Source organism: Burkholderia sp. 4M9327F10 (assembly GCF_005503145.1).
Classification (GTDB): domain Bacteria; phylum Pseudomonadota; class Gammaproteobacteria; order Burkholderiales; family Burkholderiaceae; genus Paraburkholderia.
The window spans coordinates 1-26,762 of record NZ_SCNV01000017.1 but is presented as its reverse complement, the minus strand read 5'-3'; the positions used below and the strand labels follow the sequence as shown (position 1 = coordinate 26,762).

General features: G+C 62.3%; 12 protein-coding genes. 2 read left to right on the top strand and 10 right to left on the bottom strand.

Translation table 11 applies throughout. The features are described from left to right. Nucleotides 1-66: 66 nt before the first annotated feature. The 8 genes from FFS45_RS17365 to FFS45_RS17330 form a co-directional block, all read right to left on the bottom strand. Nucleotides 67-12,603: a filamentous haemagglutinin family protein gene (locus tag FFS45_RS17365; protein WP_349292321.1), complete on the bottom strand. Its 12,537-nt coding sequence runs from the start codon at nt 12,601-12,603 to the stop codon at nt 67-69. Between the two features lie 291 nt (nt 12,604-12,894). Then, nucleotides 12,895-15,174 (bottom strand): tetratricopeptide repeat protein, encoded by a 2,280-nt coding sequence (locus tag FFS45_RS17360; protein ID WP_137955863.1) that lies wholly within the window; start codon nt 15,172-15,174, stop codon nt 12,895-12,897. 10 nt (nt 15,175-15,184) lie between these two features. Further along, the gene (locus tag FFS45_RS17355) at nt 15,185-17,428 is read right to left on the bottom strand and encodes a tetratricopeptide repeat protein (RefSeq protein ID WP_249362821.1); all 2,244 of its coding nucleotides are present in this window, start codon (nt 17,426-17,428) and stop codon (nt 15,185-15,187) included. 106 nt (nt 17,429-17,534) lie between these two features. Continuing rightward, nucleotides 17,535-19,754 carry a tetratricopeptide repeat protein gene (locus FFS45_RS17350; protein ID WP_137955861.1) on the bottom strand — a complete coding sequence of 740 codons (2,220 nt, stop codon included), beginning with the start codon at nt 19,752-19,754 and terminating at the stop codon, nt 17,535-17,537. Nucleotides 19,755-20,040: 286 nt separating this feature from the next. Then, nucleotides 20,041-20,703 carry a prepilin-type N-terminal cleavage/methylation domain-containing protein gene (locus FFS45_RS17345; RefSeq protein WP_137955860.1) on the bottom strand — a complete coding sequence of 221 codons (663 nt, stop codon included), beginning with the start codon at nt 20,701-20,703 and terminating at the stop codon, nt 20,041-20,043. Continuing rightward, on the bottom strand, nt 20,687-21,070 hold the full coding sequence (gspI, locus tag FFS45_RS17340; RefSeq protein WP_171029673.1) for a type II secretion system minor pseudopilin GspI: 384 nt from the start codon (nt 21,068-21,070) through the stop codon (nt 20,687-20,689). Before gspI ends, FFS45_RS17345 begins: the two co-directional genes overlap by 17 nt. 87 nt (nt 21,071-21,157) lie before the next feature. Next, on the bottom strand, nt 21,158-21,379 hold the full coding sequence (locus FFS45_RS17335; RefSeq protein ID WP_137955859.1) for a type II toxin-antitoxin system Phd/YefM family antitoxin: 222 nt from the start codon (nt 21,377-21,379) through the stop codon (nt 21,158-21,160). 304 nt (nt 21,380-21,683) lie between these two features. Then, a complete protein-coding gene (locus tag FFS45_RS17330; protein WP_137955858.1) occupies nt 21,684-23,198 on the bottom strand; it encodes an FAD-dependent oxidoreductase in 1,515 nt (504 codons plus the stop codon). A 297-nt stretch (nt 23,199-23,495) separates the two neighbouring features. Between FFS45_RS17330 and FFS45_RS17325 the strand changes: the two genes are divergently transcribed. Then, the gene (locus FFS45_RS17325; protein WP_137955857.1) at nt 23,496-23,867 is read left to right on the top strand and encodes a hypothetical protein; all 372 of its coding nucleotides are present in this window, start codon (nt 23,496-23,498) and stop codon (nt 23,865-23,867) included. A gap of 48 nt (nt 23,868-23,915) precedes the next feature. Here the strand turns inward: FFS45_RS17325 and FFS45_RS17320 are convergent, their stop codons facing one another. Beyond that, nucleotides 23,916-24,539, bottom strand: a complete 624-nt coding sequence (locus tag FFS45_RS17320) for a ParB-like protein (protein WP_137955856.1) — start codon at nt 24,537-24,539, stop codon at nt 23,916-23,918. Between the two features lie 247 nt (nt 24,540-24,786). On the opposite strand from FFS45_RS17320, the gene FFS45_RS17315 reads away from it, so the two are divergent. Then, the gene (locus tag FFS45_RS17315) at nt 24,787-25,599 is read left to right on the top strand and encodes a mechanosensitive ion channel family protein (protein WP_137955855.1); all 813 of its coding nucleotides are present in this window, start codon (nt 24,787-24,789) and stop codon (nt 25,597-25,599) included. A 206-nt stretch (nt 25,600-25,805) separates the two neighbouring features. Here FFS45_RS17315 and FFS45_RS17310 read toward each other — a convergent pair whose 3' ends face one another. After that, nucleotides 25,806-26,477, bottom strand: a complete 672-nt coding sequence (locus tag FFS45_RS17310; RefSeq protein ID WP_137955854.1) for a VTT domain-containing protein — start codon at nt 26,475-26,477, stop codon at nt 25,806-25,808. Nucleotides 26,478-26,762: the final 285 nt, after the last annotated feature.

Here is a 26,762-nt window from a genome sequence, read left to right as displayed (position 1 = left end):
GGAATCATCCAGGGCACGACTCTTTGTTCTACTATGAAATTGACCGGCGTGGACATCGCTCGGGGTTTAGATTTTTCCCAGCCTATCCTGCTCCTCTTTGCTCAGAACAGCACGCTGCGTTTGACCAATCCCACCAAACCCCAGAATAGAGACGGCACTTGAGGAATCGTAGCTGATCTGCCCTGGCTTGCGCTTCTTGCGATTATCATCGCTACCATCATCACCGAACCCTTCCACCTCAACCGTGATGATCCAGTGACGCTGCGGCACACCCGAGGCATTGCTCTTCACAATGTTCTGTGCCATCTGCGTCACGGCCGAGGTCGCGGCACTTGCTGCAGTCAGTGCACCAGTGTCCACCGCCGGCACCACCGGCACGCCGGTCTTGGTGCCCTGCACCTGGATATTGGCCGCGTTCAGCACCTGCAGCGCCGCCACATTCAGGTTGCCCGACACGCGGATGCCCGCGGCACCTGCGTCGATCGTACCCCGTGGCGCCAGCAGATTGGCGTTACCGGGAGGCGCACTGGGGATGGTCTGCAGCGTCGCAATCCCCGCGCCCGTCACTTCGCCCTTCGCGTCCACCGTGCAGTAGTGGTTCTGGTCACATACGTACTCCGGCGGCGGAATATCCGCTACCGTTGTCGAGCCCTGACCGGCATTGATGTTGCCGTTCGAACTCCAGATCGTGATATCGCCACCCTGCTCCGTGAAGATGCGACTCTGGGCCAGCAGCACGCTCTGGTCAGTAAAGATGTTGATATTGCCCTGCTCCAGGGTCAGGATGCCCATCGAACCGGGACCCGCCGCGACCACGCCATTGCTGCTGACGATCTCAGGCGGCGCAGACGTACTGCCGACCAGCGCCTCACCACCCGGCCCGAGGATCGAGATATTGCCGCCCTGCTGGGTCTGGATCGTCGTGCTGCGGATGTCGAGGTTGCCTGTATTGACCAGCTTGTTCGCACCATTGGCACCACCGGTCAGATCGTTCGCCGTGTAGCCGAGCGAGGCAGGAAACAATGTGTTGATCGCCTGGTAACCCCGGGCGTACTGCTGATAGTACGGACTCGCCGGGTTGTTGTAGTCCTCGCCTACACTCGTCAGCACGCTGAAGAACACCTGCTCAACGAACAGTTGCTGCACGTAGGACGGCAACGCCTGGAACTGTGACCATGCCTGAGCGGCCGTCAGAACGCCATCATTGCCGACCTTCTTGAGTGCAGCGGCCGAGTCCGTCGAAAGACCGGTATCAACCTTCTCAATCTGACCGGCGTCATACTGCTCCATGAAGGCGACCAACGCATTCGTCGTACCCGTGATACCCGGCACCGTGCTGGCAGGGTTGATATAGGTTGCGATGAAATCCGAGTCGTCGATGCCCGGCCCAACACCGAACAGCACCTGCACGTTGGCACTGTCGTGCGGCAGGTTCGGGTTATCGGCATTACCGACCGCTTCGATGCCCAACGGGGGCACCGTCCCCGTGATATCGGCATCGACCACTTCCTGTTCGTTCGAGAGTAGGCCAATGTTACGGCCCGCCTCGACATCAAACGTTCCTGGACCGCCGAGCACAAGACTCGGCACCGTACCGCCGCCGGTACGCGGCAGAGGCGTGTCGTAGATGTCGCGTCCCGCGACAATGCGCGTCACGTCGTCGACGCCCAGGTTCTGCCCCTGGAACGCGAGGTTCACGATGTCCTCGCCCGCCTGGATCAGTGCAGGCTTGTCGGCCACAACATTGACCAGGTCATTGTAGAAGCCAGCGTCGCCCGCTCCTTGCGGCTCAAGAATACCGTCTACTATGCTGCCGGTCAGGCTGTAGATGCGAACCGGCTCGGTATCGTCGGCGTGCAGTGCGCTTGACGCATGAGCAGCCAAGGTATCTATAGTGGCGAGCGGTACACTAACGTCGAAATTCCCCGCAGACGGCATCGATGACGGATCCTCGTCCAGCATGCCGAAGACCGGGGCAGTCACCCCAAAGGCACCGGAAGCGAGCCCGTTCAGACTGGAGAAATCAATCGACTGATCCGCGATCAGATTCAGATTGCCGGACGCAGAAGGGTAAAGCTCTCCACTCGATGCAATCGTGATGCCCCCCGTGAAAGCGGTCAGGTTCACAGTTGCGGGCAGTATGAATGAGAGGTCGACCGCACCCGCCTGCTTACCGGTCGCGCCCCCGCCAATCAGGTCGATCGAACCCAGCGAGTCCAGAACGACATCGCCCGTCGTCGATGAAACGTTCACAGCGGAAGTCGATGAGTAGCTCTGCCCATCGGCGTAGGAGTGATAGGTATTGAGCAGTGCTGTGCTCTCAACGTACGAGGGGTCAAACACCCCCCCGATATTGGCGCCCTGACGCGCACTGACATTCAAAACACCGTCTTGGGTTGCGAGGAGGGTTGAGACGGGGCCGACCGAAACGTTCGGATCCAAGCCTCGGCCTGCGTTACTTGCGCTGTAGCTGGTGTAGACCTGTCCGTCCGAGCCGATCTGACCACCGGCGGTAATGGTCCCGGTGCCGTTCGCCACGAAGTAATCGCCGCTCAAGATGTTTCCACCCGCATGCACTGTCAGATTGCCGCCGCCGACCGTCACGGGTGTGCTGCCATTCATGTACCAGGTCGTCGGCAAGGACACCGCCAGATCCGAAATGTTTCCGCCGGCATTCACCGAGACATTGCCACCAACACTCATCACCCCTTGGTCAAATGCGCCAAAATCAATCGATGTCCCGGAAAGCGGCGCAAATACATAGGCACCCGTCGCGCTATTAATACTCACTGTTGGATTCGCCGTGACCTCCATCCACTGCCACCAGAACTGGCTGATATTTGCGCCCGCGACGCCGGTAACCGCACCAGTGGCATCGATGGCATTTTCGACCCCGTTGATGTTCCCCTGAGCCTGAATGGAGATATTGCCCGCTGCATCTGGGTTGACGCTCGGGGTGACCAGGATATCGGGATCGCCTGATGAATTCCCGTTCACAATCGTCGCCGTACTCCCCGCGGCTGGCGCGCCCGCAGCCGGTGCACCGGCCGTATAGATAACGCCAGGAGCAGTCGTGTCGACGAGTACCACACTGTTTCCAGCAGCAATATCAATCGATCCGGTACCGGTGCGGATCATTGTGGGTGCCAGCAATGTCAGATTGTTCGGGTCGTTCGGGTTATTCGCATTGTCATAGGCAAAATGCCCGTTCAGCGTCACATTGCCGCCACCTGCCAGTCCGGTTCCAGCCGATGCCGAAAAAATCGCGGCGGCCTGCAACGCCAACGGATTGGCACTGTTCAGGTCCGCGCCTGCAACGACCTGGAACGACGTGCTGGAACCTCCCGTCAGCGATGCGGAAACGAGGGGCAGCGGGTTAGCCGCACTAGCGACCGGCGACGGGGTGTTATCCGTCGGGAGCGTACCCGTTGTCACCGTCATGCCAGTCGAGGGGATGAGCGCTGACAACACCGTCAGCGGAGCTGCGGGCGGCACAACCTGGAAAGTGGTGGGGTACTTGCCGGTAGACGCCAGGGGTGTGCCCTCCCACGCAGTAAGCTGCGTCGCGTATGTATTGTATTGAGAAAGGTAGGCTTGGTATGCGGCAGCGTAGTCGTTTGGATCACTTGCTGCAGGAGGCGTGGGCGCAACTGGCTCGCCACTGACGTAAGCGCCACCAATCTTCTGGAGCAACGGCCGAATAGGTCCATTGACATCCGTTGCATCTGCAAGGTATTCCTGATACAGACCGTAGTACTGAGCTATTTCTGCAGTGACAAGCGTAGAACTTCCATCACTCGCGAAAGTACTCTGCGGAGCAGGCGGTGTCAACGTGCCCACGGGGCCGAAGTATCCCCGCTGCATTTCCTGGGCAATGCTGTAGTAGCCGTTGACAACGCCATACGGATCTTCAAAGAAGGCGTCATACGCAGTCGTCGATGTATCACCTGTCGGTGCAGGGAGAACCTGTATTTTCGTTAAGGACGCCGTTGGATTGGCGATCTGGAAAAACCCATCCGTCAGACTGGCATCGACCTGGACATTGTTCTCGGCCCGGAACGTGATGATCGGCGCCTGACCGTCAAAGCGGAATGCGAGGCTCGTAGGCGAACTTCCCGCACCCAGATTCCAGTTCGTCAGGATCGAGATATTGCCGCCATTGATGTTCGGATCCGGGTTGTCCAGATCGATCCCCGGCGCCACCGCGAAGTTCGCGATTTTTGTCCCCGCGAACTGGTTCGCTACACTCTGCACGCCGTTTTCGACGAAGCCCATCAACGTGCCGGGCGCATTGGTCGTACTGCCGGCTTGATAGCCGTAGAACGTCTCATGGCTGGCATTCGCGGTGGTCGGCGCGAAGTAATCGTTCTCCAGGTCGTAGGCCAGATCGGCGCTCACCTGGGCGGCCGTCGCACCCGGTTCGTTCGATAGGCTGGCTGGCGTCGTGCCGTTCGCCGGGGTATACGTAATGGTGGTCTGGCCGTCCTGGCTCGTGAAGGTACCCGCCACCAGGTTGCCGCTACTGTCGTACCATCCCGCCGGGTCCACAATGCCGTCGAAGTGCTGCGCGGCATTGGCGCTCTTGTCGTCAGTACTCCATACCGCATAAGCTTCCAGCGTCGTCGCACGCGAACCCCTGATCTGTGCGGTCGGCGCAATCGTCACATTGACCGTACCATTGGTCAGGATCGGCGCCCGGAAGTTCACCGTGCCGTTCGACAGGCCGCCTGCCGTGCCTCCCGACACATCGATCACGGCGTTGCTGCCCACCGTGATGACGCCCGCATCCGAAGGCAGCACGTTCTCATAGCCGTAATTCGAATTCAGGCTCGTGGTACTGCCGTTACCCGTCGTGCCGATATTGACGGTACCGCCCTGCTCGGTCGCACTCGAGCCCGTCGCGATCAGCGAACCCTGCAGATTCACCCCGCTCTTGCCATACAGATCGATCTCGCCGCCCGCGTTACCGCTCGCGTTGATCGTGCCGAGAATCTGCACATTGCCGTTGTTCGGATCCTGCCCGCCTGCCCCGCCGTTCGCTGTCAGCGAAACCGTATGTGCGGTCAGCGTGTTGCCGGCCGACAGCGTCAGGTTGCCTGCACCGGTCTGCACCATGATGCCGTCGTTCACACCGCTCGACGCGAGTTCGGTCGAGAGATTGTCGAGGTCGACTGCGCCGCCCGTGTTCAGTGAGAACGAACCGCCCAGGTAACCGCTCGCCGCGTTGCCCTTGATGGTGCCCGCCAGGTTCACCGTCTGGTCCGGCGCCGACAGCGTCAGACTGCCCGCCGTCCCACCGCCGTTCGCTCCCGCAAAGTTCAGTGTCGAACCCGCTGCGACGTTGACCGAACCCAGATCCGATGTCAGAGAAATCGCGCCGGCCGGAACATATTCGGTCACGTCGAAGAACGGCAACGCGACGCCTGCCGAACTGATGGTCGAGCCGCTGCCCACGCTCAGGTTCCCGCTGGTCGCCTCCATGCTGACATTGCCGCCCGGCGCCTCAATGGTCGCGCCGTTGACGTTCACCGTACCGCCAATGAACGAGAATGCGCCACCTAACGGCTGCAGCGTGAGGGCGGTGCCCGCCGCGCTGTTCAGGTTCAGCGCGCCGGTTGTCTGGATCGTCTGTCCCGAACCTGTATCGGCCAGATAAACAGGAGCATTGAGTGTGACGGGCTGCGCGCCGAAGTTGAAGCTTCCGTTGCCCTGACCGACAATGCCGCCCGTTGCATTGAAAGTTGCGGAACCGAATCCCGAGCTCGTCTTGGCACCCGTGCCAAAGTCGATCTCGCCCGCATTGACCGTCAGCGTGCCGGAGCCCGTCGTCGCTGTTGGTGCGGTTGCCCCGCCTTCGTTGGTGAACGCGACTTCCTGCGCATTGATCGTAACCGCGCCGCCATTGCTCGAGAACGAGGCGGCGCTCAGGTCGGCGTCCTTGCCGAAGGTTGCGTTGACCGTGCCGTCGAAGTTCATCGCCCCTGCACTGCGCAGGATCACGTCCTGCGCACTCGCCAGTTGCGCAAGCTGCGTCGGCCCGATCACAAAGCCAGGCAGTGCCGCCGCGGCTGCGCCGGTCTGGCTCGTGAAGGTGATCGCGGAGCCGTCGACGGCAATCGTATTGCCCGACAGGGTCGCAGCGGGATTGAAGCTGAGGTTGCCCGACGAATCGAGCGTCAGCGCCTGGCCGCCCGTAAGCGTCGCACCAGCCCCCACCGTCAGCACGCCGGTGCCGTTCACGGTGCCCGAGCGCGTGATTGCCGAGTCCGCACCATTCGTGACGATCAGCAGGGCGCCGTCGCTCGTCCCGGTTGTCGCGTTCGGCGAGATCGTGACCGGCACATCCTTCGCTGCCGGATAGGCGCCCTGTGCCGCGATCACGCTGCCCGCTTCGACCTGTACGTTATTGGCCGCGACCAGCATCACTTCCGGTCCGCTCAACGGGTTGGCCCCGTCATTCGACAGCACCACGCTGGTGGCAACCGGATTGATCGTAATGCCGCTGGTCGTCTCGCTGCGGATACCGCCCACCAGCAGGCTGCCGGCATCCAGCGCGTCGAGCTGCCCTGCGCTGATCTGCAGATAGCCAGGCAAGGCCGCCTCACCACTGCCGACGATCTGGATCGCCTGCGAGGCGATATCCACCTCGGCGGGTGCACCGCCCGGCGCGGCCGCCGTCTTGAGCGCGCCACCGAGCGTCAGGCCCTGGGTCGCGGCCAGCACCAGTTGCCCCCCGTCCATCGGCAGCGGCGGCGTGATATCGCCAGCGCCTGATGCAAGCGACGGGAAGAAGCTGTTGGCGCTGGTCAGCGTGTATTGCGAATACTGTTGCCACACGGCTGAAGATTGCACGTCAAGCAGCGTGGGCGTCGCGCTGTGCGTTCCGGTGAGCGCATTGCCAATGTAGCCGGCCACCTGCACCGTGCCGTCGGGCAGGGTCTGGCTTGAGCCCGGCGTGACCGTACCGGTGACGCTCGACATTGTCACCCGGTACGCACCCGGCAGCGTCGCGTACCCGGCCGGCAGCAGCGTGTAGTAGCCGGCGGCCAGACCCGGCACGCCCGACAGATACACCGATTGACCCACCGCGCTCTTCAGGGCCGCCTGGCCAACCCCGATGCCGTCGGTCACGGTGCTGACGGTTCCGTTGGCGTTGGTGGACGGTTGCAGGGTTTGCGCGAGCATCGGGTCGTATGCGGCTACCTGCGACTGGTTGCCCGGCAGGATGGCGTAGACGTTGGTGCCCCCCACATTCGTGGGTACCGCCACACCACTCGGCGTGGTCGCGTAGCTGACGTTGTACTGCGCCAGCAGGTTGCGGGTGCCTCCGGTGCCCGGCACCCATTCTGCCGCCTGCAGGTCGCCCCCTCCGGAGAGGTCGACCGTCGCGCCCGGATCGAGCGAGACGCTGCTGCCGTTCACGCTGACGAACTTCGCGGGTGGCGCCGTCACATCCGGGGCGGCGTTCGCCCCGGGTAGCGGGTTGAACTGCCACTCGACACCGTCGACGGTCGTACCGTAAGGAATGATCGTGCCGTCGAGCGACACCGAGGTCACGCTGCCACTGGTCAGCGATACCGAGTTCGTTGCCACCAGCGGCAGGTTGTTGAACTGCGTCTGCGTGGTGGTGCTGGCCGTATTGCCCACGCCGAAGATCAGGCTGCCCGAAGGCGCCCGTACGGTGCCGGACTGGACGATATTCGTCGCGTCGACCAGCAGCGTGCCGCCTGCCGACAGCGGCACCCCGGAGCTGCCATCCGGCAGGAACGTAATGGTCGTCGGCGCCGGCGTGCTGTTACTCCCACTGACCGGCCCGACCGCATCGAGAATGAAGGTGCTGCCCGTTGACGGATAGACATCCGCCGCCCGGAACGTCAGGTTGCCTGGCGTGTACAGTTCACCCACTTCAAGCGCATCGGGCGACCCGGTAGCAAGACTGGCATTGGTCGACGTCATCCGGATGTCGCCGCTGCTCGTGAAGTTGGCTTGCCCGAAATTGTTCAGTTGGAACTGGTTCTCGAGATCGATGAACGAGGCGTTCACGTTCAGCGTGCCGTCCGCCAGCGCCTGTATCGGCGTCATGGTGACGGCCTGCTTGCCAGATACCATTGTGGGGCCGACAAAGGCCACATACGGCGCGCTGATGGTCACCGTGGGTGCGCCAATCGCGGCGCTGCCTGAGCCCGAAGGGAGCGTGGTCGCACCGGCGGCCAGCGCGACGATCCGGCCCGTATCAATGATCACCGAACTGGACAGATCCAGATTCACGTTGCCGGCAAAGGCAACCGGTACCTCGCCCAGGCTGGCGGGGATCAGGCTGTTCTGGTTGCCAAGCACCAGCGTCGCGATACCCGAACCGTCCAGACGGTCTGCGGCGAACTGAAGCACGCCCGTGGGGGCGTTGCTGATCGTCCCGCCAGGGGCGAGCCCAGCCGGCACCAGATTGCCGCCCTGCTGGATGATCAGCGCCGTCGCGCCCGGCAAGGTCTTGATGACGCCACCCGTTTCATCTGCACTGGTCGCGTACGGCTCGGGCAGGATCGTAAGCGTGCCGCCCTGCGCCTGGGCGGCGCCCGGCTGAGCCCTGAGCGTACCGTCGAAGTACAGTCCGCTGGACGCCGCCAGCGTGATCGAGCCAGCGTTGCTCCACACCGGCTGCATCGCATACCCGCCGTTGGACTCCAACTGGTCGAAACTGGCCGAAGTGCCCGACACGTCGATCAGCGAGCCCGCCTGCGCCACCACATAGCCGGTGTCGTCCGAGATCGTCACGGAACCACCCGGCAGCACCTTGCCGGTGTCGGGAACGAAGGAATGCAGACCATCCTTGACCGGCGCGGCCAGCGGATTGGTCAATGCCACGCCTGCCACGTCGAGCACCGCGTCCGGCCCCAGCCACACCGACTTGCTCGCGCTGGTAAAGCCGCCCGTCGATGAGTACTGGCCGGTTTGCTCAAACGGACCCGCAATTGTCGTGTCGGCGCTCAGTGTGATCGAGCCGCCCGGGGCGATGATCGAGCCGAGCACCGTCACCTGCGCCGGCGAGCCCAGTCCAATGCTCGCCCCCGCGTCACCGATAATGGATGCACCCTGCCCCACCGTCACCGCACCGGTAACACCTGCGGGAACACTGTCCGAAAAGCCCTCCGACGCGTCGACGGCTGCCACCGCCACGCCGCTGCCCGCCGTGATCACCAAGCCCGTCGCCTGGCGGTGATACGGGTCAAGCGTCCCGACCGTGGTGAGTCCCCCCGCAGACAGATCCGACCCGCTTGCCGCCTGCAGCAGCGCCGGCACATCGGGAATCAGGTTCTGTTGCGTCAGGTTCACTGTCGCGCCGGGTGCTACCGTCGCGTCGTATTCCGCATTCAGCACATAGTTGCCAAAGCCCTGCTGCGCGAAGAAGTCCGCCGGCAGCACCATGTCCCACGTCGGCGCCGTGGCCGCATCGCCCCCAATCTGGAAACCTGGCGTCTGCAGCGTCAGCGTGCCGCCGCCCGCGAAGCCGAAGCTGCGTATCGTGCCATTCATGTCAATCTGGCCAGCATTCAGCAACGACAGGCTGCCCCCCTTGCCCTCGGGAATCCCGTTGCTCATCAGCAACTGGCCATTGGCCTGGAGTTCGCCACCGCTGGACACGTCGAGCAGACTGCCTGGCTGGAGATCGATAGTGCCCGCGGACAGTGTGATACTGCCGCCGTTGATGAATTCGCTGTCACCCGGTGTGGTACCCGCGGCAGCCTGCGTATCGTTGTTGACCCACTGGCCCGCTGCACTGATCTGTGCGTTCGGGCCCACTACAATACTGCCGACACCCGTCAGCGAGATCGTGCCTGACGGGGCAATCAGCGAGCCCAGCACCACCGCGCTGTCGCCTGAACCGTGAAGCGTGATGGCGCCGCCGGGCTGCACCGTCAGTTGCGTACCCTGCGCCACGACAAACCCGTTGCTGTCCGTGCTGTTCTCGGTCACGTTGACCTTGGCGAATCCGCCCGCGTTGAGCGTATTGACCGGCACCACCGTGGTGGCAAGCACATTGTCGGGATCGGTCGCGGAAAGCGCGTTCATCGCCGCCGTATTGAGCGACGTGCCGATCGAGAAACCCGGCGACAGGTCGCCCAGTTGCGGAGCGCTGTCCTGCAGGATCACCAGGCCCGTTTCGCCCGTGGCCGACGTATCCGTGCCCCCCTGCGTCAGTCCCGCGAGCGTTGTCTGGCCGGAGGTCGCTGCCGGGTTGGCGCCTAGATTGAACGTCCCACCCAACGGCTGGTCATTGCCCTGCACCTGCTTCGAGCCACCGAACGCTTCGGCTGTGATCCCTCCATCAAGCACCATCGCCTGTGACGCAAAGACGTTCAGCGTCCCCGCGTTGCCACCGACAATATAGTCCGCCTCGTAGGCGCCACCGCTGAGCAGCGGGTTGTACCAGGTCTGCTTCACACCCCAGCGCGACGACGTCTGGGTGAACTGCCCCGCAATGCCCACATACGTGTCGTTGTCGCTCGCGTCGCCGATCGGCACGATCGCACCATCGGCATCAATCAGACGGGTAGTGTTGACCGTGCCGCCGAGGTAATGAATGTAGCCGCCGTTCAGGTTGAGCGACGAACCGGTTGCCGTCATCACCTGGTTGCCCGACAGCGTGATCGTGCCGCCGTTGGTCAGCAACTGGTCGACCGTGCGCGGCATCAGGCTCACGGCGCCGGCAAGATTCAGGATCGGGCTGCCCACCCACTGCAGACCGTCGCTCGTCGTACCCGAGAGCGTGCTGTCCACCACGACGCCGCCCAGTCCATTGAGGAAGCTGTCGCGCAATAGCGGCGAATCGGCGAGGTTGTTCTCGTTGATCGTGCCCACGTCGAGCAGGATGTCGGAGATCGGCAGTTCGACGTTGGCCAGACCTGAGACGTCAATCGTCGCACCACTATCGAGGTAGATCCGGCCCGGTACGGCTGTGTCGCCAGGCGGCGTGGAATAATTCTGTGCCGAATCAGGTGTGAGCGCCACCACCGATACGCTGGAACCTGGCGCCTCGATCAGCGAACCACCCTGGAACCACACGGACCCGGCCGTCATCGTGATGCTGCCCGGCGTAAAGGTCGTGCCCGGCGCTGACGTCGCCGTCTGGTCATCGGTGTCCGGCGTCACACTTGTCACCGAACCCGGACCGAAGGTCAGCAGGCCGGCACGACGGTTAACGTCGGCGCCGCCCTGGTAACCAGATCCAACCGCACTCGTGCCTGTGTAGTTGGCCGCGTTCGGCGGGTTTGCATAGTACTCGTCAACCGTCGAGATCGTGATGGCACCAGGCGTATTGACACTCGTCGTTACGCCCACCACGCCGTTCTGGACGACACTGCTGCCCAGCAGGTCGATGTTGCCACGAGCAGCCTGGACGAGGCCCGTATTGGTCAGTGTGCCCGCCGGAGTGATATCCGTCTGGTTTTTGCCATTGATCAACTCCAGTTGGCCACTCAGTTCAGGCAGCAGCACCTGCGGATTCGTCGGATTGGGCGTGAGGCTCACACCCACGCCCGCGGCCAGCACGACCTGGCCCGCCGTGGCCGTGATGTTCCCACCGTTGTTCACGTTTGGCGCCGCGATCAGCACGAAACCGCCATCGCTGGCCGTGCCGGTCGTCTGGGTGGTGATCGATGCGCCCGGCGCGATCGTGATGTTGCCCGGCGCCTGATACTGGCTCGCCGAGCTCACCTGAACCTGGTTGCCCAGGCCCAATACTTCGTTGGGAACACCGCCGGCTGAGGCAACCGAGGTCGTGCCAGCTTCCAGTGCCGCGAGCCCCCCCTGGGTACCAGCGGGCAAGCTCAGGAACAACTGGTTGCTATTGGCAATATCCGTGCTGCTCTGAACCGGAACATCGTTCGTATTCAGCAGATCCAGCGACGACGCCACCAGCGAATGCACATTGATCTGCGAGCCCGCGCCGAACAGGATGCCGTTGCGGTTGATCACATACACCGAGCCCTGGGCGGTGATTTTGCCCAGAATCTGGCTGGGCAGCCCGCTCGGATCGATGATCCGATTGAGCACCACCCAGTTGTTCGCGCCGTTGGTCTGCGTACCACCCGCCTGGTCGAAGTTCAGCGTGGTCTGCTTGCCGACGTTCATCGTCTGCCAGGTCACCACCGCGTTCTGCGCGGTCTGCTGGATATCCACCGTCACCTGGCCATTCGCGGCCACCGATTGCGTCGGCAGGCCAGCGTTGATCCACAGGTTCGCACTGCTGACGTTGCTGCTCACACCGGGGGCCACCTGCAAGCCACCCGGCGCAAGACCGTTGGGCACGTTCGATGGCGCGGCTGCAGCCGCGGCGGCCGCCGTCTGCTGGGCAGCCAGTTGCGCGGCAATGCCCTGTGCGACGTGGGCCAGATTCTGGATCGAAGGCTGGCTCGACTGCAGCGCCTGCTGCGGCGACACACCCACCCCCAGGTTCGTGACGCCCATTGCACTGCCGCGTGCAGCGCTCATCTGCGCACCGATATTCGACAGATTGACAATGCCGCTCGCGTGCGCACTGGCTGCGGCACCCGCGGCGATCATCAGCGCAATCGCCTGGCACAGCGGCCGAAGATTCGATCGCAATACCGGTGACGAGGGAAAAGGATTATCTTGTACGCGCGCACGTGCTGCCATTGTCAACTTTCCCGAACACATAAAGTGATGACCGCATCCACTACGCGTCACACGCGCCGTTCGAGGATGCGATTCCCCGATATCGACCTGAAGGGCCGCTAATCCGACAGAAGTTACGGGCTCGGCGTGGCAATCGTATTTCCACTGTTACCCACCATTTTGTCGTCGGAAAAGATAGGTACCTTTTGCAATACTTTCGTCATCCAGACGATCCGGGCCCAAAGGCATGTCATACCTTGATCAGCCGACGCTTTCACCGATATGCTGCAGCAATGCCTGTGTCACGCTCTCGATCACAGCAGGCCAGTCGCCCGGCTTGTCCTGCCGGAAAATGCGAACGCCCGGATACCACGGACTGTCTTCCCGCTTCAGTAACCATCGCCAATCCGGCACACGCGGCAACAATACCCAGACAGGCTTGCCAAGCGCACCAGCCAGGTGCACCACCGACGTATCCACCGAAATCACCAGGTCGAGGTTCTTGATCAGCGCTGCCGTGTCCGCGAAATCCTGCAGGTCCGCTCCGAAGTGAGTGATGCCGCTTTGCCCAAGCGCTACTGCGTCACGCTCGCGGACCTGCTGGTGCAGGCTGACAAACGAGACCCCTTGCGAATACAGCGGCGCGAGCACGGACAAGGCAATCGACCGGTTAAGGTCGTTGTTGTGCGTCGGATTACCCGACCACGCGAGCCCAACCTTGAGCCGGTCCGGACGAACCCGCTCGGCCAGCCGCTGCTCCCACGCACGAACCCGGGTCAGGTCGGCGCGCAAATACGGCACCTCAGCGGGAATATTTTCCAGATCGGTATCAAAAGCGAGCGGCAGGCTAAGCAATGGACACTGCAGATCAAAGGCCGGCAACGGCTCGCCTACCGCAACAAGATGATGTACACCGCGCAGCGAAGACAGCAGATCTTTCAGGGCACGCGGCACTTCCAGCACCACCGTTGCACCGCGCGCTTCGACCAGGCTCGCATAGCGGCAAAACTGCAGCGTGTCGCCGTAACCCTGTTCGGAATGCAGCAGGATCACCTTGCCGGCGATCGGCTCGCGGCCTGACCAGAGCGGCCGGTCCGTATGGCGACGGGATCGGGCCGCATCCACGTCCATCCAGCGGTATTCGTATTTCTTCCAGCCTTCGGCGAAATCTCCCGTGAGCAGGCGGCAGTACGCTTCCTCGTGATGCGCTTCGCCCTTGCCAGGCGCCATGGTCCGCATCTGCTGGTAGCAGTCGAGCGCCTCGTCGAAACGCAGCAGTTGCTGCAACGCACCACCGCGCAACGCCCAGCCATCCGTATCGACGGGTTCGACGGCGACTGCCGCTTCGTAGCTCGCCAGCGCGTCATCGTAACGACCGAGTTGCTGCAGCGCATGTCCCCGGCTGATCAGCAGGTGCGCATTCGCCCCGGACCGATGCAGGGCGTCGTCGTAGCTCTCCAGTGCCTCCGCATAGCGCTCCAGCATACGCAGGGCAATGCCCTGGTTACTCAGCGCCACGTGCAGGTCCGGGGCGCGGGAAAGTGCCTCGGCATACGCCCCGGCCGCTTCGGCGTGGCGCCTCAATCCCTGCAAGGCATTGGCTCGCCCGAGCCAGGCGGCGGCATGGTCCGGCGCACGCGACAATATCTGGTCGCTACGCACGAGCAGTTCGTCATAGTTGTGCAGCAGATCCAGGGCGACGCAGCTCTGATAAAGCACATCCACGTCGTCTGGCCGGACCTCGAGCGCCTGCTCGAAAGACAGCAGGGCCTCCGCGTCCCGACCCAGCGCAAGCAACATCAAGCCGCACTGTGACAGGAGTTCGGGCACGCGCGGGCGAATGACGAGCGCGAGACGGTAGCTGTGCAGCGCCTCCTCATGACGCCCGAGGTCGCGCAGCGCATGAGCGCGATTGGTATGGACTGCGTAATCGTGACGGGCAAGCGCCAGTGCCCGGTCGAAGCTGATCAGGGCGTCCGCCGGACGGCCGAGCGCACGCAGGGCATTCCCGCGATTGCTCCACGCCTCCGCCAGTACCGGCGCGATTACGAGCGCCCGCTCGTAGGCCGCCTGTGCTTCGGCATGGCGCTCCAGCCCAAGCAGCGCATTGCCATGCCCCACGTGCGCGGGAGCGTATCGCGGATCAAGCCGCAAAGCTTCCTGAAGCGGCACCAGCGCGGCCTCGTAACGACCCAGCTTGACCAGCACCAGGCCGTGATTGGCAAACGCCCACGCGTAGCGCCGCTCGTTGCGCAACGCCTGCGCAAACAGCTTTTCTGCCTGCAAGGCGTCGCCGCACTGGTCGCAGGCTGATCCAAGGAGCAGCAGCGCCTCCGCATTGTCCGGATCGATCGCCAGCACCCCGCGGTACAGCTGCTGTGCTTCGCCAGGCTGGCCACGCTCGAGCAAGGCTCGCCCTTTCTGCAACGAGCTGCGGATCGCCGCGCTAAACAACGCCGCACGCTCGCCCGCCACGCCCGCGTGATCCTCTGCCGTCCCTACATCGGACTCCCTGTCGCCACGTCGCTTGTCGCGTCCCATCGCTCCCCCTTCAGGTTGGCAACTCAGCAGAAACCAGCCCTTCGATGGACGGCAGCGCCGCACCAATCCTCTGGAAGACGTCGGACCAGTCGCCCGCACGCGACTGCCTGAAAAGACGCGCGCTCGGATACCAGGGGTTGTCTTCGCGATCGAGCAGCCAGCGCCAGTCGGGCAGGTACGGCAGCATGATCCAGAGCGGTCGGCCCAGTGCTCCGGCCAGGTGCGCGACCGAGGTATCCACGCTCACGACGCAATCCAGGCACTCGACGAGCGCAGCGGTGTCCGCGAAATCGCCGATCTCGTCGCCAAAGTGGCGTATAGACGATGCCTCTAGCGCCGCCTGCTCCTCGTCGCGCACAACCTTTTGAATGCTGATCCACTCGACCGCATCCGAGAGGAGCGGCATCAGGTCGTCAAGCGGTATCGAACGGTTAAAGTCATCCAGGTGGTTCGGATTGCCCGACCAGGCAATGCCGATTCTCGGCCTTGTCCGCGTGCCGAGCCTTGCTTGCCACTTTGCAATCTGCGCCGGTTCTGCCCGCACGTACGGCACATCTGCGGGAATCGATGCCAGGTCGGTATGGAATACGAACGGCAGGCTCAATAACGGACAATGAATATCGAAGGGCGGCAGGGGTTCGCCGTAAGCGACGACCTGATCGACGCCCTCCACCTCTTCCAGCAAAGACCTCAGCGGAGGCTGCACTTCGATGATGACGCGCGCGCCGCGCGCCTTGACGAATTTCACGTAGCGGCAGAACTGCAGGGTATCGCCCAGCCCCTGTTCCGCGTGCAGCAAGATCGTCTTGCCTTCAATCTCTTCTTCCCCGAGCCACAGCGGCTGCGCAAACTCGCGCTTGAATTTTCCGACCTGCGCTTCGCGCCAGCGCCACTCATATTCGGGCCAGCCCTTTTTGAAATCGCCAGTCTGGAGATAAACGAACGCCTTGGTAAAACGCGTGGCGATGTTCTCCGGATCGGACTCAAGCACCCGGTCGTAAGCGGCAAGCGCTTCTTCGTGGCGCATCAGCGAGCGCAACACGTTGCCGCGCTGAAACATGGCGGGCCGGTCGGATGGATCGATCGCGACCGCGCGGCTATGACTCGTCAGCGCCTCTTCGTAGCGATGCAGGCGCTGCAAAATCCGGCCGCGGGTAAACCACGCAGGACCGTACGCCTCGTTGAGCACGATGACGCGATCGCAGGCTTCCAGCGCCTCGGGCTCCCGCCGCAGTCGCGTCAGCACACGGGCCCGATTGCAAAGCACTTCTATAGAATCGGGGGCCACTTGTAGCGAGGCGTCATAACTTGCGAGCGCGTCGGGATATCGCGCAAGACCGTACAATGCGCTGCCCCGGTTAGCCAGCGCGCCGGCATGCCCGGCATCCAGTTTGAGCGCGCGATCGCAACGCGCAAGCGCCTCATCGAAACGGCCGAGACGCTCGAGCATGACCGCGCTGTTGTAAAGCGCGTCGACAAAATCCGGCTGACTCGCCAAGGCCTCGCCCAGGCTTGCCAATGCCGGCTGCAGGCGGCCGAGGTCGGCCAGGGTCAAGCCCTGCATGAGCAGCGTCTCTGCGTTGTTGGGCACCAGAACCAATGCGCGCCCGTAACTGTCCAGTGCCTGCTCAAGATGACCCAGATCGCGCAATATGTGGCCGCGCAGACGGAGGGCATCGAATGAGCGCCGATCGACCGACAACGCGCGATCACACGACGCCATCGCCTCCATATGACGCTGCAACACCCTGAGCACGGCAGCGCGCCGGCACAAGGCGTCAACCAGTGTGGGCGCAACGTCCAGCAAACGGTCGTAAGCCGAAACAGCCTCGGTATAACGTCCCAGATCCGCCAGCACGCCGGCGCGCGCCAGTAGCGAACGCAAGTGCGCCGGATTGATCGTGAGCGCCGCGTCCAGGCGGGCAAGTGCGTCTTCACGACGGTTAAGGCCAATCAATACAGACGCGTGATTAGCCAATGCAAGCGCAGAGGGCATCCGCTCGATCGAACGCCTCATGACCGCATCGGCCTCGTCCATTCTGCCCCCCTGGAAATGCAGCACGCCGAGCAGATGCAATGCCTCGGCATGGTCAGGGTCAATCTTCAGAACCTCGTGATAGCCTCGCTCGGCGTCATGAAGCGCACCTCGCTCGTGCGAACCCCGCGCACGCCGTAGTGCCTCCTCGACGGCTGTCGAACCATTGCGCGAAGCCGACGCCACACCCGCCTGTCCCGACGGGGGCGAAGAACGCACCCCGCCCCCGGCTCCCCTTTCCACTTCCGACGCCATCGTTCCTTATCTCCCGGGACGCCATGCGTCCCCGCTTGGTTCGAGCCGCTCCGCACCTGCGCATCGCGACCTATCTCAGGACGGCGATCGCCTCTCGTACCGCATTGATGACCTCGGGCCATCGGCCCGGAGCCTCCTGCCGGAATAGCCGCGCTTCCGGATACCAGGGACTGTCTTCCCGCCCGCTCATCCAGCGCCATTCCGCGACATAGGGCAACAGGATCCACACGGGGCCGCCAAGCGCACCGGCCAGATGGGCGACAGCCGTATCCACGGAAATGACCAGGTCCAGTGAGCGGATAAGCGCTGCGGTATCCGAAAAGTCGCGGATGTCCGCCTCGAAACTGCGGATCGGCGATTGCTCGAGAACGGCCACGTCGTTCTCGCGAACCACCTTCTGCAGGCTGATCCAGTCGACATCCAGATCGAGCAAAGGCCCAAGCGTCGCCAGCTCGATCGAGCGGTTACGGTCATTGCGGTGTTCGGAATTGCCTGACCATGCGAGGCCGATCCGCAACCGCTGCCTCGTGCCGAGGATTTTTTCCCATTTTTCTACCAACCCGGCGTCTGCATGAAGGTATCGCGTCTGGGCGGGAATGCTCGACAGGTCCGTCTGGAAGAGGAACGGCAAACTCAGCAGCGGACACTGGTAGTCGAAAGCGGGCAGCGGCTCGCCAGTCGCGACCACCTGCACGGAGCCGTGCAGCGTCGTCACGAGCGAGCGCAGCGCCGGCTGCACTTCCAGTACAACGCGGGCGCCGGCATCCAGCAGGCGTTGCACGTAGCGGCAGAACTGCACCGTATCGCCGAAGCCCTGCTCCGCGTAAATCAGTATCGTGCGGCCATCGAGCGGCTCTTCGCCAGACCATCGCGGTTGCGAAAAAAACCGCTTGCTGTGTTCGGACTTCGGATCACGCAGACGCCATTCGTACTTTGGCCATCCACGGGCGAAGTCGCCTCGATGCAGATAGATGAACCCCTGCGCGAAATGGGCATCCACGTAGTTCGGATCGATCTTGATCGCCTGATCGTAGTCCTGAAGCGCTGCATCGAATCTGAGCGTATCGAACAGCGCGTTGCCGCGATTGAACCAGGCCATCGCATACTTCGGGTTGATCGCAAGCGCCCGATCGAACGCGGCCAGTGCGTCTTCATAGCGACGCATGTCGTGCAGGACGTTGCCGCGGTTGCACCAGCCCTCGGGAAAGTCCGCACTTGCCGCGAGCGCGGCGTCGTAGCTCTGCAACGCCGCCTCGTAGCGCCCAAGCTGACGTAATGCGCTTCCCTGGTTGCACAGTACATCCGACGCGCCAGACTCGAGTTCGAGCGAACGGCTGTAATCCAGCAGCGCGTCTTCGTGACGTTCCTGATGTAGCAAGGCATTTCCACGCGTGGCATACGCCTTGGCGTGATTCGGCTCCAGTGCGAGCACACGAGCACACCGCTCCACGGCTTCTTCCGCGCGTCCGAGCCGTTCCAGCGCAACCGCGCTGTTGTACAGCGCCTCCACATGATCCGGCTTCGAGGCAATGGCTTCGTTAAAGCTTGCGAGCGCTTCCTTTGGACGTCCCAGGTCCACCAGCGTACGGCCCCGAACCGAGAGGATTTCCGCATGGTCCGGTACGATCGCAAGCGCGCGCTCATAGTTCTGTAGCGCCTCTGCATATCGTTGCAGGTCGCGCAATACATTCCCCAGGTTATAGAACGATTCGAATGAACGGGGATTGACAGTCAGAGCGCGCTCATAGGTCTCCAGCGCTTCCTGCAATCTGCCGAGCGCACGCAATGCGGCGCCACGGTTACACAGGGGATCGAGCAAAAGCGGCGACACTTGAAGAGCCTTGTCATAGGCATTAAGCGCCGCCTCGTATCTGCGCACCCCCATCAGCGTATTACCCTGGCGAACCAGCGCGTTCACGTGGCCGGGTTCCAGACGCAAAGCAGCATCGAGTTGCTCCAGCGCGAGGTCGGGCTTGCCGTTTGTCGCGAGGACGGCTCCGAGGTCCGACAATGAATCAGCGTTTGGTGCAATAGACACCGCTTGCCGCAGCAGCGCTTCCGCCCCGAGCATGTCTGCGCGCTGGAACTTGAGGATGCCGTAGAACTGGAGTGCTTCAGCATCGTCCGGCTGATCCGCCAGCACTGCTTCGTATTCACGTTCCGCGTCATCGAGCCGCCCGGCTCCGTGCCACTCCTTTGCACGCGAAAGAGTCGCTTTCGCTGGCCGCTTTCCCGAGCCTGCATTTGCAAGCGCGCCTAAGCCCGTGCTGTCCGGGTGCCCGACATCCATGCCCGCCTCCTGGTCCCATTGCAAAAAACGCTGAACGCAGAACGGCTCGGATAATCCGTTACCCTACCGATCTGCACAATCAGACTAGCGGACTAGGGGTAACAGGCGTATGACGGATGTTACGGACCATTTCCGCCTGGTAATAAATGACCTGAGACCTTGACACGGAATCGTCATTCGCTATCCGGGCGTGTCACGTCCCGGCGGAAATGGCTTCGACCGGCCTGCATGATTCAGCGCATGATCCAGCACGCATAGCGCCCGCATGGCGCGCGCTGCCTCGTGCTTACTGACCGATGGGAATCATGCGTACAAAATCGACCGGGGGGGTGCCCATCGTCATCGCGAACCGGATCCCCCGAGGCAGGGGCATCCCGATTGAGGAAATGTTGCTTATGCCGTGCTCGGCCAGGAACCGCGCGTAAGCTTCGGCGACTGTCGCCTGATTCGACGTCCAGCCGCCCGGCGCCACCCATACCGAAAGGCTCATCGAGCGCACGTCGTCGTTCGCCACTACGCCCGCAAAATCGTCCATGTGATGCAATGCATCGGACAACTGGGAAAGCGTCGAGAGCGGCTGCGACGCGCTGCGTATGAGGCGGTGCCCCTTGAGCTGGTAGCGCACGACCTGCAACCAGGTCGGACCATTGCCGACACTCAGGTGCCTCACCAGCACGAGTTCGTTGGGCATGATGCGCAACGGCGGACCACTCACCTCATCGGGCGTCACAAGGCTGAGCATGTCGTATTGCATTTGCGAGAAGTACCGGCCCAGCAAACGGGTCTGGGTCAAACTCCCGACGATGTCGTCGCGCCCGCGTATGGTTGCATCAAGGCCACGCCAAGACAGGAGCGCAATCACAGCGAGCAAGGCGATCGCGACAAGCATCTCTATCAGGGTAAAGCCCGCCGTACGCGCGCCGCGCTTCGCCTTAAAGTCTCGCTTCATTCTCCACCACCGTCACAACCTCGGCGAGCACGTCCCCGCTCGCCGCCGAAGGGTAGACACTCACCGACACCTGACGGAGCAAAGGGCTTGTCAGCGCCGTCACGCGCTGCCGGCACACGAAGTGGTACTGGCCCTGCGGGCAGGCAAAGGTGCTTTGGCCCACGTCCGGCCAGGCCGCCGAAATGCGTATCGCACTCAGCGCATTGTCGGCGCTCCATAACGCGAGCAGACGTGCGCGTGCCGAATCGGTGTCCGACGCGAGTGATCCTATTGCGCGCAGTACCGCGCCCAGTGCGATGGCGACGATCGCCAGCGCAATCAGCACCTCGATCAGGGTAAAGCCGCGCTCCCCCGCACCACGCCGCATGCAAGTGCGGCCCCCGGAAGACGCCGATCGTATGGCCCGCCTGTACCCACCGCTCGCCATCTTCAAGTTAGCCCCGTTCCATGAACATCACGACTGGCTGGAGACCGGCCCATTACCTGGCGCGTTGCGAGCGGCGTCTTCCAGTTGCCGCAGGTAATCGCACCACACATCGATCGGAACAAAAACAGCAACCGGCTCGTTCTCCCGATAGATCATCACTTGCGATGTCTGCGCCTTGTCCAGCACTGCCTCCGGGTCACGATCGAGTTCGTCGACCGTGACCGTGAATGTGTTCCGTTCTGGTTGCATATCCTTATGTCCCTCCCCTTCGGGCGGACCAGCATGGCTGCGCCACGTCCGATCGCCCTAACCCCGGGTCGCATAAACCGATTCATTTTGCATCGCCGGCCATCCCCTTTTCTGGCGAAGGCATGCGGGCCTGTTTCTGCCAATCTCTGAACGCGCCGAAAGAACGAGGTGACGATCGATGGCGAGCCTACAGGGGTCCTATGGCGAATCAATGTCGAGTTGTACGCAACAATCCGGCGTTCCGGACATAAGGGGGCGACGTTACCAGGCGCCGCACCGGGGACACATTCTGTCTAGCGACATGTCAGGGGATAGTTGGGTCCGCCGCCAGGCCGACCAAAGTGAGGTACTGCTCCAAGGCCGAAAGTGCACCGGCTTCAACCATGGCGCCAACGTAGCCGTCCGGCCGCACCAGCACCCATGTGTCGGCGGCGAGGCCATAGGCATCGCGCATGTGGCCGTCATCGTCAAAGAGCTCGCCGCGCTTACCCACAATGTAAATTCTCAGTCCGGCTCGAGCCGCCACCGCCGCGCGATCAGCCACTTCATACCCGAGCAGGGTCCAGTGCGTCCCCTGAAACAGGTTGAACAGCCGAACAGGCTGGCCGGCTGCGCCACGCATAGGGGCATCAGGCGCCCGATCGCCGGCGCAAAGGGTGTCGTGACGCTCGGGCTGCTCCATGGCGAGCGAGGACTCCGGGTAACCGATATCGAGTTGACTGACTTCGCGGCCACGGCGTCGGATACCGCGTTTTGCGCTATCGAGCAACCTGGTCGCGAGACCCAGCATCCCGGCCGCAACCGGGCGGCGCTCCTCCTCGAACGTATCGAGCAAAGACTGCGGTGCGCCACCCAGCACCGCGGCCAGCTTCCAGCCGAGGTTATAAGCGTCCTGTACGCTGGTATTGAGCCCCTGGCCGCCGGTCGGAGGATGGACATGCGCGGCGTCGCCGGCAATGAAGACACGTCCGTGCCGATAGCGCTCAGCAAGACGGGCGTTCATGCTGAAAACCGACGCCCAGTGCACGGCTTCGACGACAATGCCCTGCCGGCTGGTGCGCCCGGCGATCAACGCCGTCAGCCCTTGCGGCGAGACGTCGATCTCGCCCTCGAGCGGCACCGGGGCCTGCAATTGAAACATGTCCGTTCCAGCCAGTGGGCACAACGATACCTGCAACTCCATTGAACCTTCGTTGAAGTGATGCCAGATATCCGCGCTCAAACCACGCAGGTGCATATCTGCAACCACGGCCCTCACGCCAAGCGTCTTGCCGGGAAAGTCGATGCCTAGCGCTTGCCGCACAAAACTGCGGCCACCGTCGACACCGACCAGATAGCGCGCGCGCACGGATTCCTCACCGTGGCTGGTTTTGATGCGAGACGTTACCCCTTCGGCATCCTGAACAAAATCCAGCAATTCCGAGCCGAATTCGACACGATGACCGAATTCGGCAAGACGCTCGCGCATCACCCCCTCGGTCAGGAATTGCGGGACCATCAGGCGCATGTGATAAGGCTCGTCGGGCGTGGGATCAACCACCTCGATGACTTCGGAACTCAGAACACTGCCGTCGTTGCCATACGTATGCTCTGACGGGTAAACGCCCCCGACGGCAACCAGGTGGTCGAGGATTCCCAGATCTTCGAAGATTTCCTGGCTGCGCGGCTGAATACCCTTGCCGCGCGAGCCGCGGAACGGGCCTTCGAGCTTGTCGATCAGCCGGAAAGCAATGCGCCGGCGCGCGAGCTCGATCGCCAGCGTCAGACCGGCCGCGCCGGCTCCGCAAATCAGCACTTCGGTATCGAATTGTTGCGTCATGGCAGTCCTCACATTGCGTGTATTTTGCACATTATTAGCGAAGATCCGGCTTGCGGTCAACAACAATGTTCAAAATACACATATTCCCTGCCAATCCGCCCTACAGGCTGTGGACCCGCGGCTGGCGCTTCCGCCTTGCATCAATTCGTTCCATCGCAGTCCGAACATTCTCATTTATTGAGACACAAAGACGTGTAATGATCGCGCCCGGTTCGCCAGCAATGTGTCGCAACGGCCACCGTCTGCCTAACACATGCATCCGTGCGGCCGAACAACCCGAGCATTCATTCCAACGTCATGAGCAACTTTCTGTTCGATCTGGCCACGAACCTCGCCATTCTTGCGACGCTGCTAATCGCATGCCACCTGTGCAATCTTGCCAGGCCCGACCTCGTTCTGGATGGCGGCTATGCTTACCTCGTGCTCGCGATAACCGCCCTGGTGTTCGACGCGATTCTTACTTTTTGTGTGTTCGCCGATGCGCCAAGCCGCTACGGAAAGTTCGGCTCGTCCAGCGCGTTTGTGGATCGCGCGTGCGCCTATGCGCTTACCTGCGTGCTCGCGCTCTATTGCGCAAGGCGCATGCGGGCACGCAGGCTGAAAGCTAAAGCTGGCGAAGCGCTCGTCATCCGGACTTCGCCGTACACCGAGTCGCATCTGCCTATGTGATAACGCGCCGCCGCGTCTGCTGCTGCGGCGTCGTTCCTGGCGTCATCTTCAGGTCGTTTTGATCACGCCGGACCAGCCGGGCAGATAGCGCGCATCAGGCGTATGGGCGAGGGTCTTCGCCAGATCGAGCGCCTTCGCGAAGTTTTTCGTGATCTTGCTCTCCGGCACGCGCGGCCGCAAAAAGTCGGCCCACAGAAATTCGCTGAACGGCGTCGCGTCCTTGGCATAGCCGCCTGCGTTGCGCAGTTCGCCGGCAAGACTGCGATAAGGATCGTCGGCCATTTCCGTGACTACCTTCGGCAGGTGTTCGTACTCGTAACGCGAACCGTCCGCGCCAAACGGATGGACCCACTGGTTGTGCTCCATCATGCGCCAGAAAATGGTGAAGTCGAGCCACGACAGGTCTTTCAGCACCATCACCTTCACTTCCTTGACATTCTCTTCGAGCAGCGCCCGCCCAAGGTGATGATGGTCAACAATGTAATAGCGGTCCTCCGGCCCCAGCACGGCGGGAAAGGAGTGCGAATCGATCGCGGCGCTCCGCTGCTTCTTGTTCAACGTCTTCCAGTGAGCGCGCTTCAAAGCCACCTCACGATAGCCCACCGTCATCTGGGTAGGCCGCAAGGTCTCGAGTTTTGCCGGGATAAAGTGAACGTCTCTATTTGGAACCATGGTCTGCCTCATCAAATCGTTAAATCAATTTAGCGGGAAACAATAGCGCGAATCAGCCACGCCGTTAATATCCGTCAATACATTTTGCATAGCCTCAGGAATGGTCCTTGCGAAGGCGCGAGGCGTCGCCTATAACTTGCGAAGACCGAGAGTGAGCAGGCTCGCCCCTTGTCAGGCATTGCATCCACTGTGTTGAATCGAAGCTGTTCGTCATCAGTCAAACGCAACCGACCCGAGCGAGGACACCTTGAATCTCGATACCATACACACCTTCCTCATGACGCGAGGCATCGACATTGGCACCAAGGTTCTCGGTGCGATTGTCCTATGGATCGTCGGCCGGTGGGTGATTGGCGTGATCACCGGTCTGCTGCGCAAGCTGCTGGAGCGCAACGGACGCGTCGATCCGACGCTCGCCAAGTACCTCGGCTCGATTCTCGGCGCTCTGCTGAACCTGCTGCTGATTCTCGCCATCCTGCAGGTGTTCGGAGTACAGACCACTTCGTTCGCGGCACTGCTCGCGGGCCTCGGTCTCGCCATCGGCACGGCGTGGGGCGGCCTGCTTGCCCACTTCGCCGCGGGTATCTTCATGCAGGTGCTGCGCCCCTTCAAGGTGGGCGACTTCGTCACGGCCGGCGGGGTGACCGGCACCGTCCACGAACTGGGGCTCTTCGGCACCACGATCATCACGCCGGACAATGTTACGACCATCGTCGGCAACAACAAGATCTTCTCGGACACGATCTCCAACTACAGCGTGCTGCCGGTGCGCCGCGTCGAGCTGACGGCGAAGATCGCCAACGGCGTCGATCCGATCGACGCGGCCAATCGCCTGCGCGCTGCGGTGGTGAAGATTCCGAATGTCGCGGAAAGTCCGGCGCCCGATATCGAGCTTCTGTCGTTCACGCCGGAAGGCCCGTTGCTATGCGTGCGCCCCTATACGCATAACAGCAATTACTGGCAGGTCTATTTCGACACCAACCGCGCCATCGTCGAAACCTTCCGGGAAGCGGGCTACCCCACTCCGGAAACACCGTTGGTAAGGCGCGCGGCGGGTTAGCGGCGGCGAAGGTGCGCGGGGTAATTGCGGCAATTGCTGCAATTGCGGGCAGCTCGCAGTTGCACTGCAGCGGCGCGACAACCCAATAGCGCCCATTGCTCGTCGAGAACAAAAAAAGCGGCGCCGCGAAATCTCGCGGCGCCGCTTTTGTTTTGCCGGGCCTGGCGTCGGGCCAACCACAGCGTCGTGGCAGGCCGGCGCTCAGCTTAGCGACTGCCGGGCCCCGCTGCGGGCTTGCGCATCATTTTCCACAACGCACCGAGCACCACCGGCACGATTGCGGCGCCCGCACCCACCAGCACGATCACGTTCAGGTATTGACGGATAAACGGAATGTTGCCGAAGAAGTAACCGAGCAGCACCAGCAGCAGCACCCAGAACAACGCGCCCACGAAATTGAAGAACTGGAAGCGGCTGACGGTCATCTGCGAAGCGCCGGCTACGAACGGCGCGAACGTGCGCACCACCGGAATGAAACGCGCCAGCACTATGGTCTTGCCGCCGTGCTTTTCATAGAAGTTGTGGGTCTTCTGCAGCGCGGACCGATCCAGGAAACGCTCGAGCAACGGGATATGCGAGTCGAACACCTTGGGCCCGATCGCCTTGCCGATCAGGTAATTCACCGTATTGCCGCCAATCGCAGCCACCAGCAGCAGCACGATTAGCAGACCGAGGCTCATTTCACCGCTTGCGCAGAACGCACCGCCAATGAACAGCAGCGAGTCGCCCGGCAGAAACGGCAGGACGACCAGACCGGTTTCGCAAAACACAATCAGAAACAGCACCGCGTAGACCCATGCGCCGTACTGGTGAATGAAAACCCCCAGAAACTTGTCGATATGCAAGACAAGATTCACGAACTGCAGCAGCGTATCCAAAAGCGTCCCTTATTGAGCGAATTGACAGAATGGTGTGGACGGCCGGAGCGGCACGCCTTCATCGCATGGTGAAATAGGCAGCGATCTCCGGCTCGAAAGCGCAGAAATTGACCGCGCCATGATACCGAAAGTGCCCGACAGCAATAAGAAATCTATATGCCCGGGCGCACACAGTCCGGCCGTGACGAATGCCGGCAACCGGCTCACCCGCGCCTCGCGAGGCGCCTGGCGGCACCTCGCGGCAGGTTTGCCGCGAATCGCTATAATTTCGCCATGTCCGAATTC

Excerpts from the sequence above, each read along its gene's own strand:
- FFS45_RS17330 (WP_137955858.1), bottom strand. The coding sequence starts at position 23,198 with ATGACGCAACAATTCGATACCGAAGTGCTGATTTGCGGAGCCGGCGCG.
- FFS45_RS17345 (WP_137955860.1), bottom strand. The coding sequence starts at position 20,703 with ATGAAGCGAGACTTTAAGGCGAAGCGCGGCGCGCGTACGGCGGGCTTT.
- FFS45_RS17320 (WP_137955856.1), bottom strand. The coding sequence starts at position 24,539 with ATGGTTCCAAATAGAGACGTTCACTTTATCCCGGCAAAACTCGAGACC.
- FFS45_RS17325 (WP_137955857.1), top strand. The coding sequence starts at position 23,496 with ATGAGCAACTTTCTGTTCGATCTGGCCACGAACCTCGCCATTCTTGCG.
- FFS45_RS17360 (WP_137955863.1), bottom strand. The coding sequence starts at position 15,174 with ATGGGACGCGACAAGCGACGTGGCGACAGGGAGTCCGATGTAGGGACG.
- FFS45_RS17335 (WP_137955859.1), bottom strand. The coding sequence starts at position 21,379 with ATGCAACCAGAACGGAACACATTCACGGTCACGGTCGACGAACTCGAT.
- gspI (WP_171029673.1), bottom strand. The coding sequence starts at position 21,070 with ATGCGGCGTGGTGCGGGGGAGCGCGGCTTTACCCTGATCGAGGTGCTG.
- FFS45_RS17350 (WP_137955861.1), bottom strand. The coding sequence starts at position 19,754 with ATGGATGTCGGGCACCCGGACAGCACGGGCTTAGGCGCGCTTGCAAAT.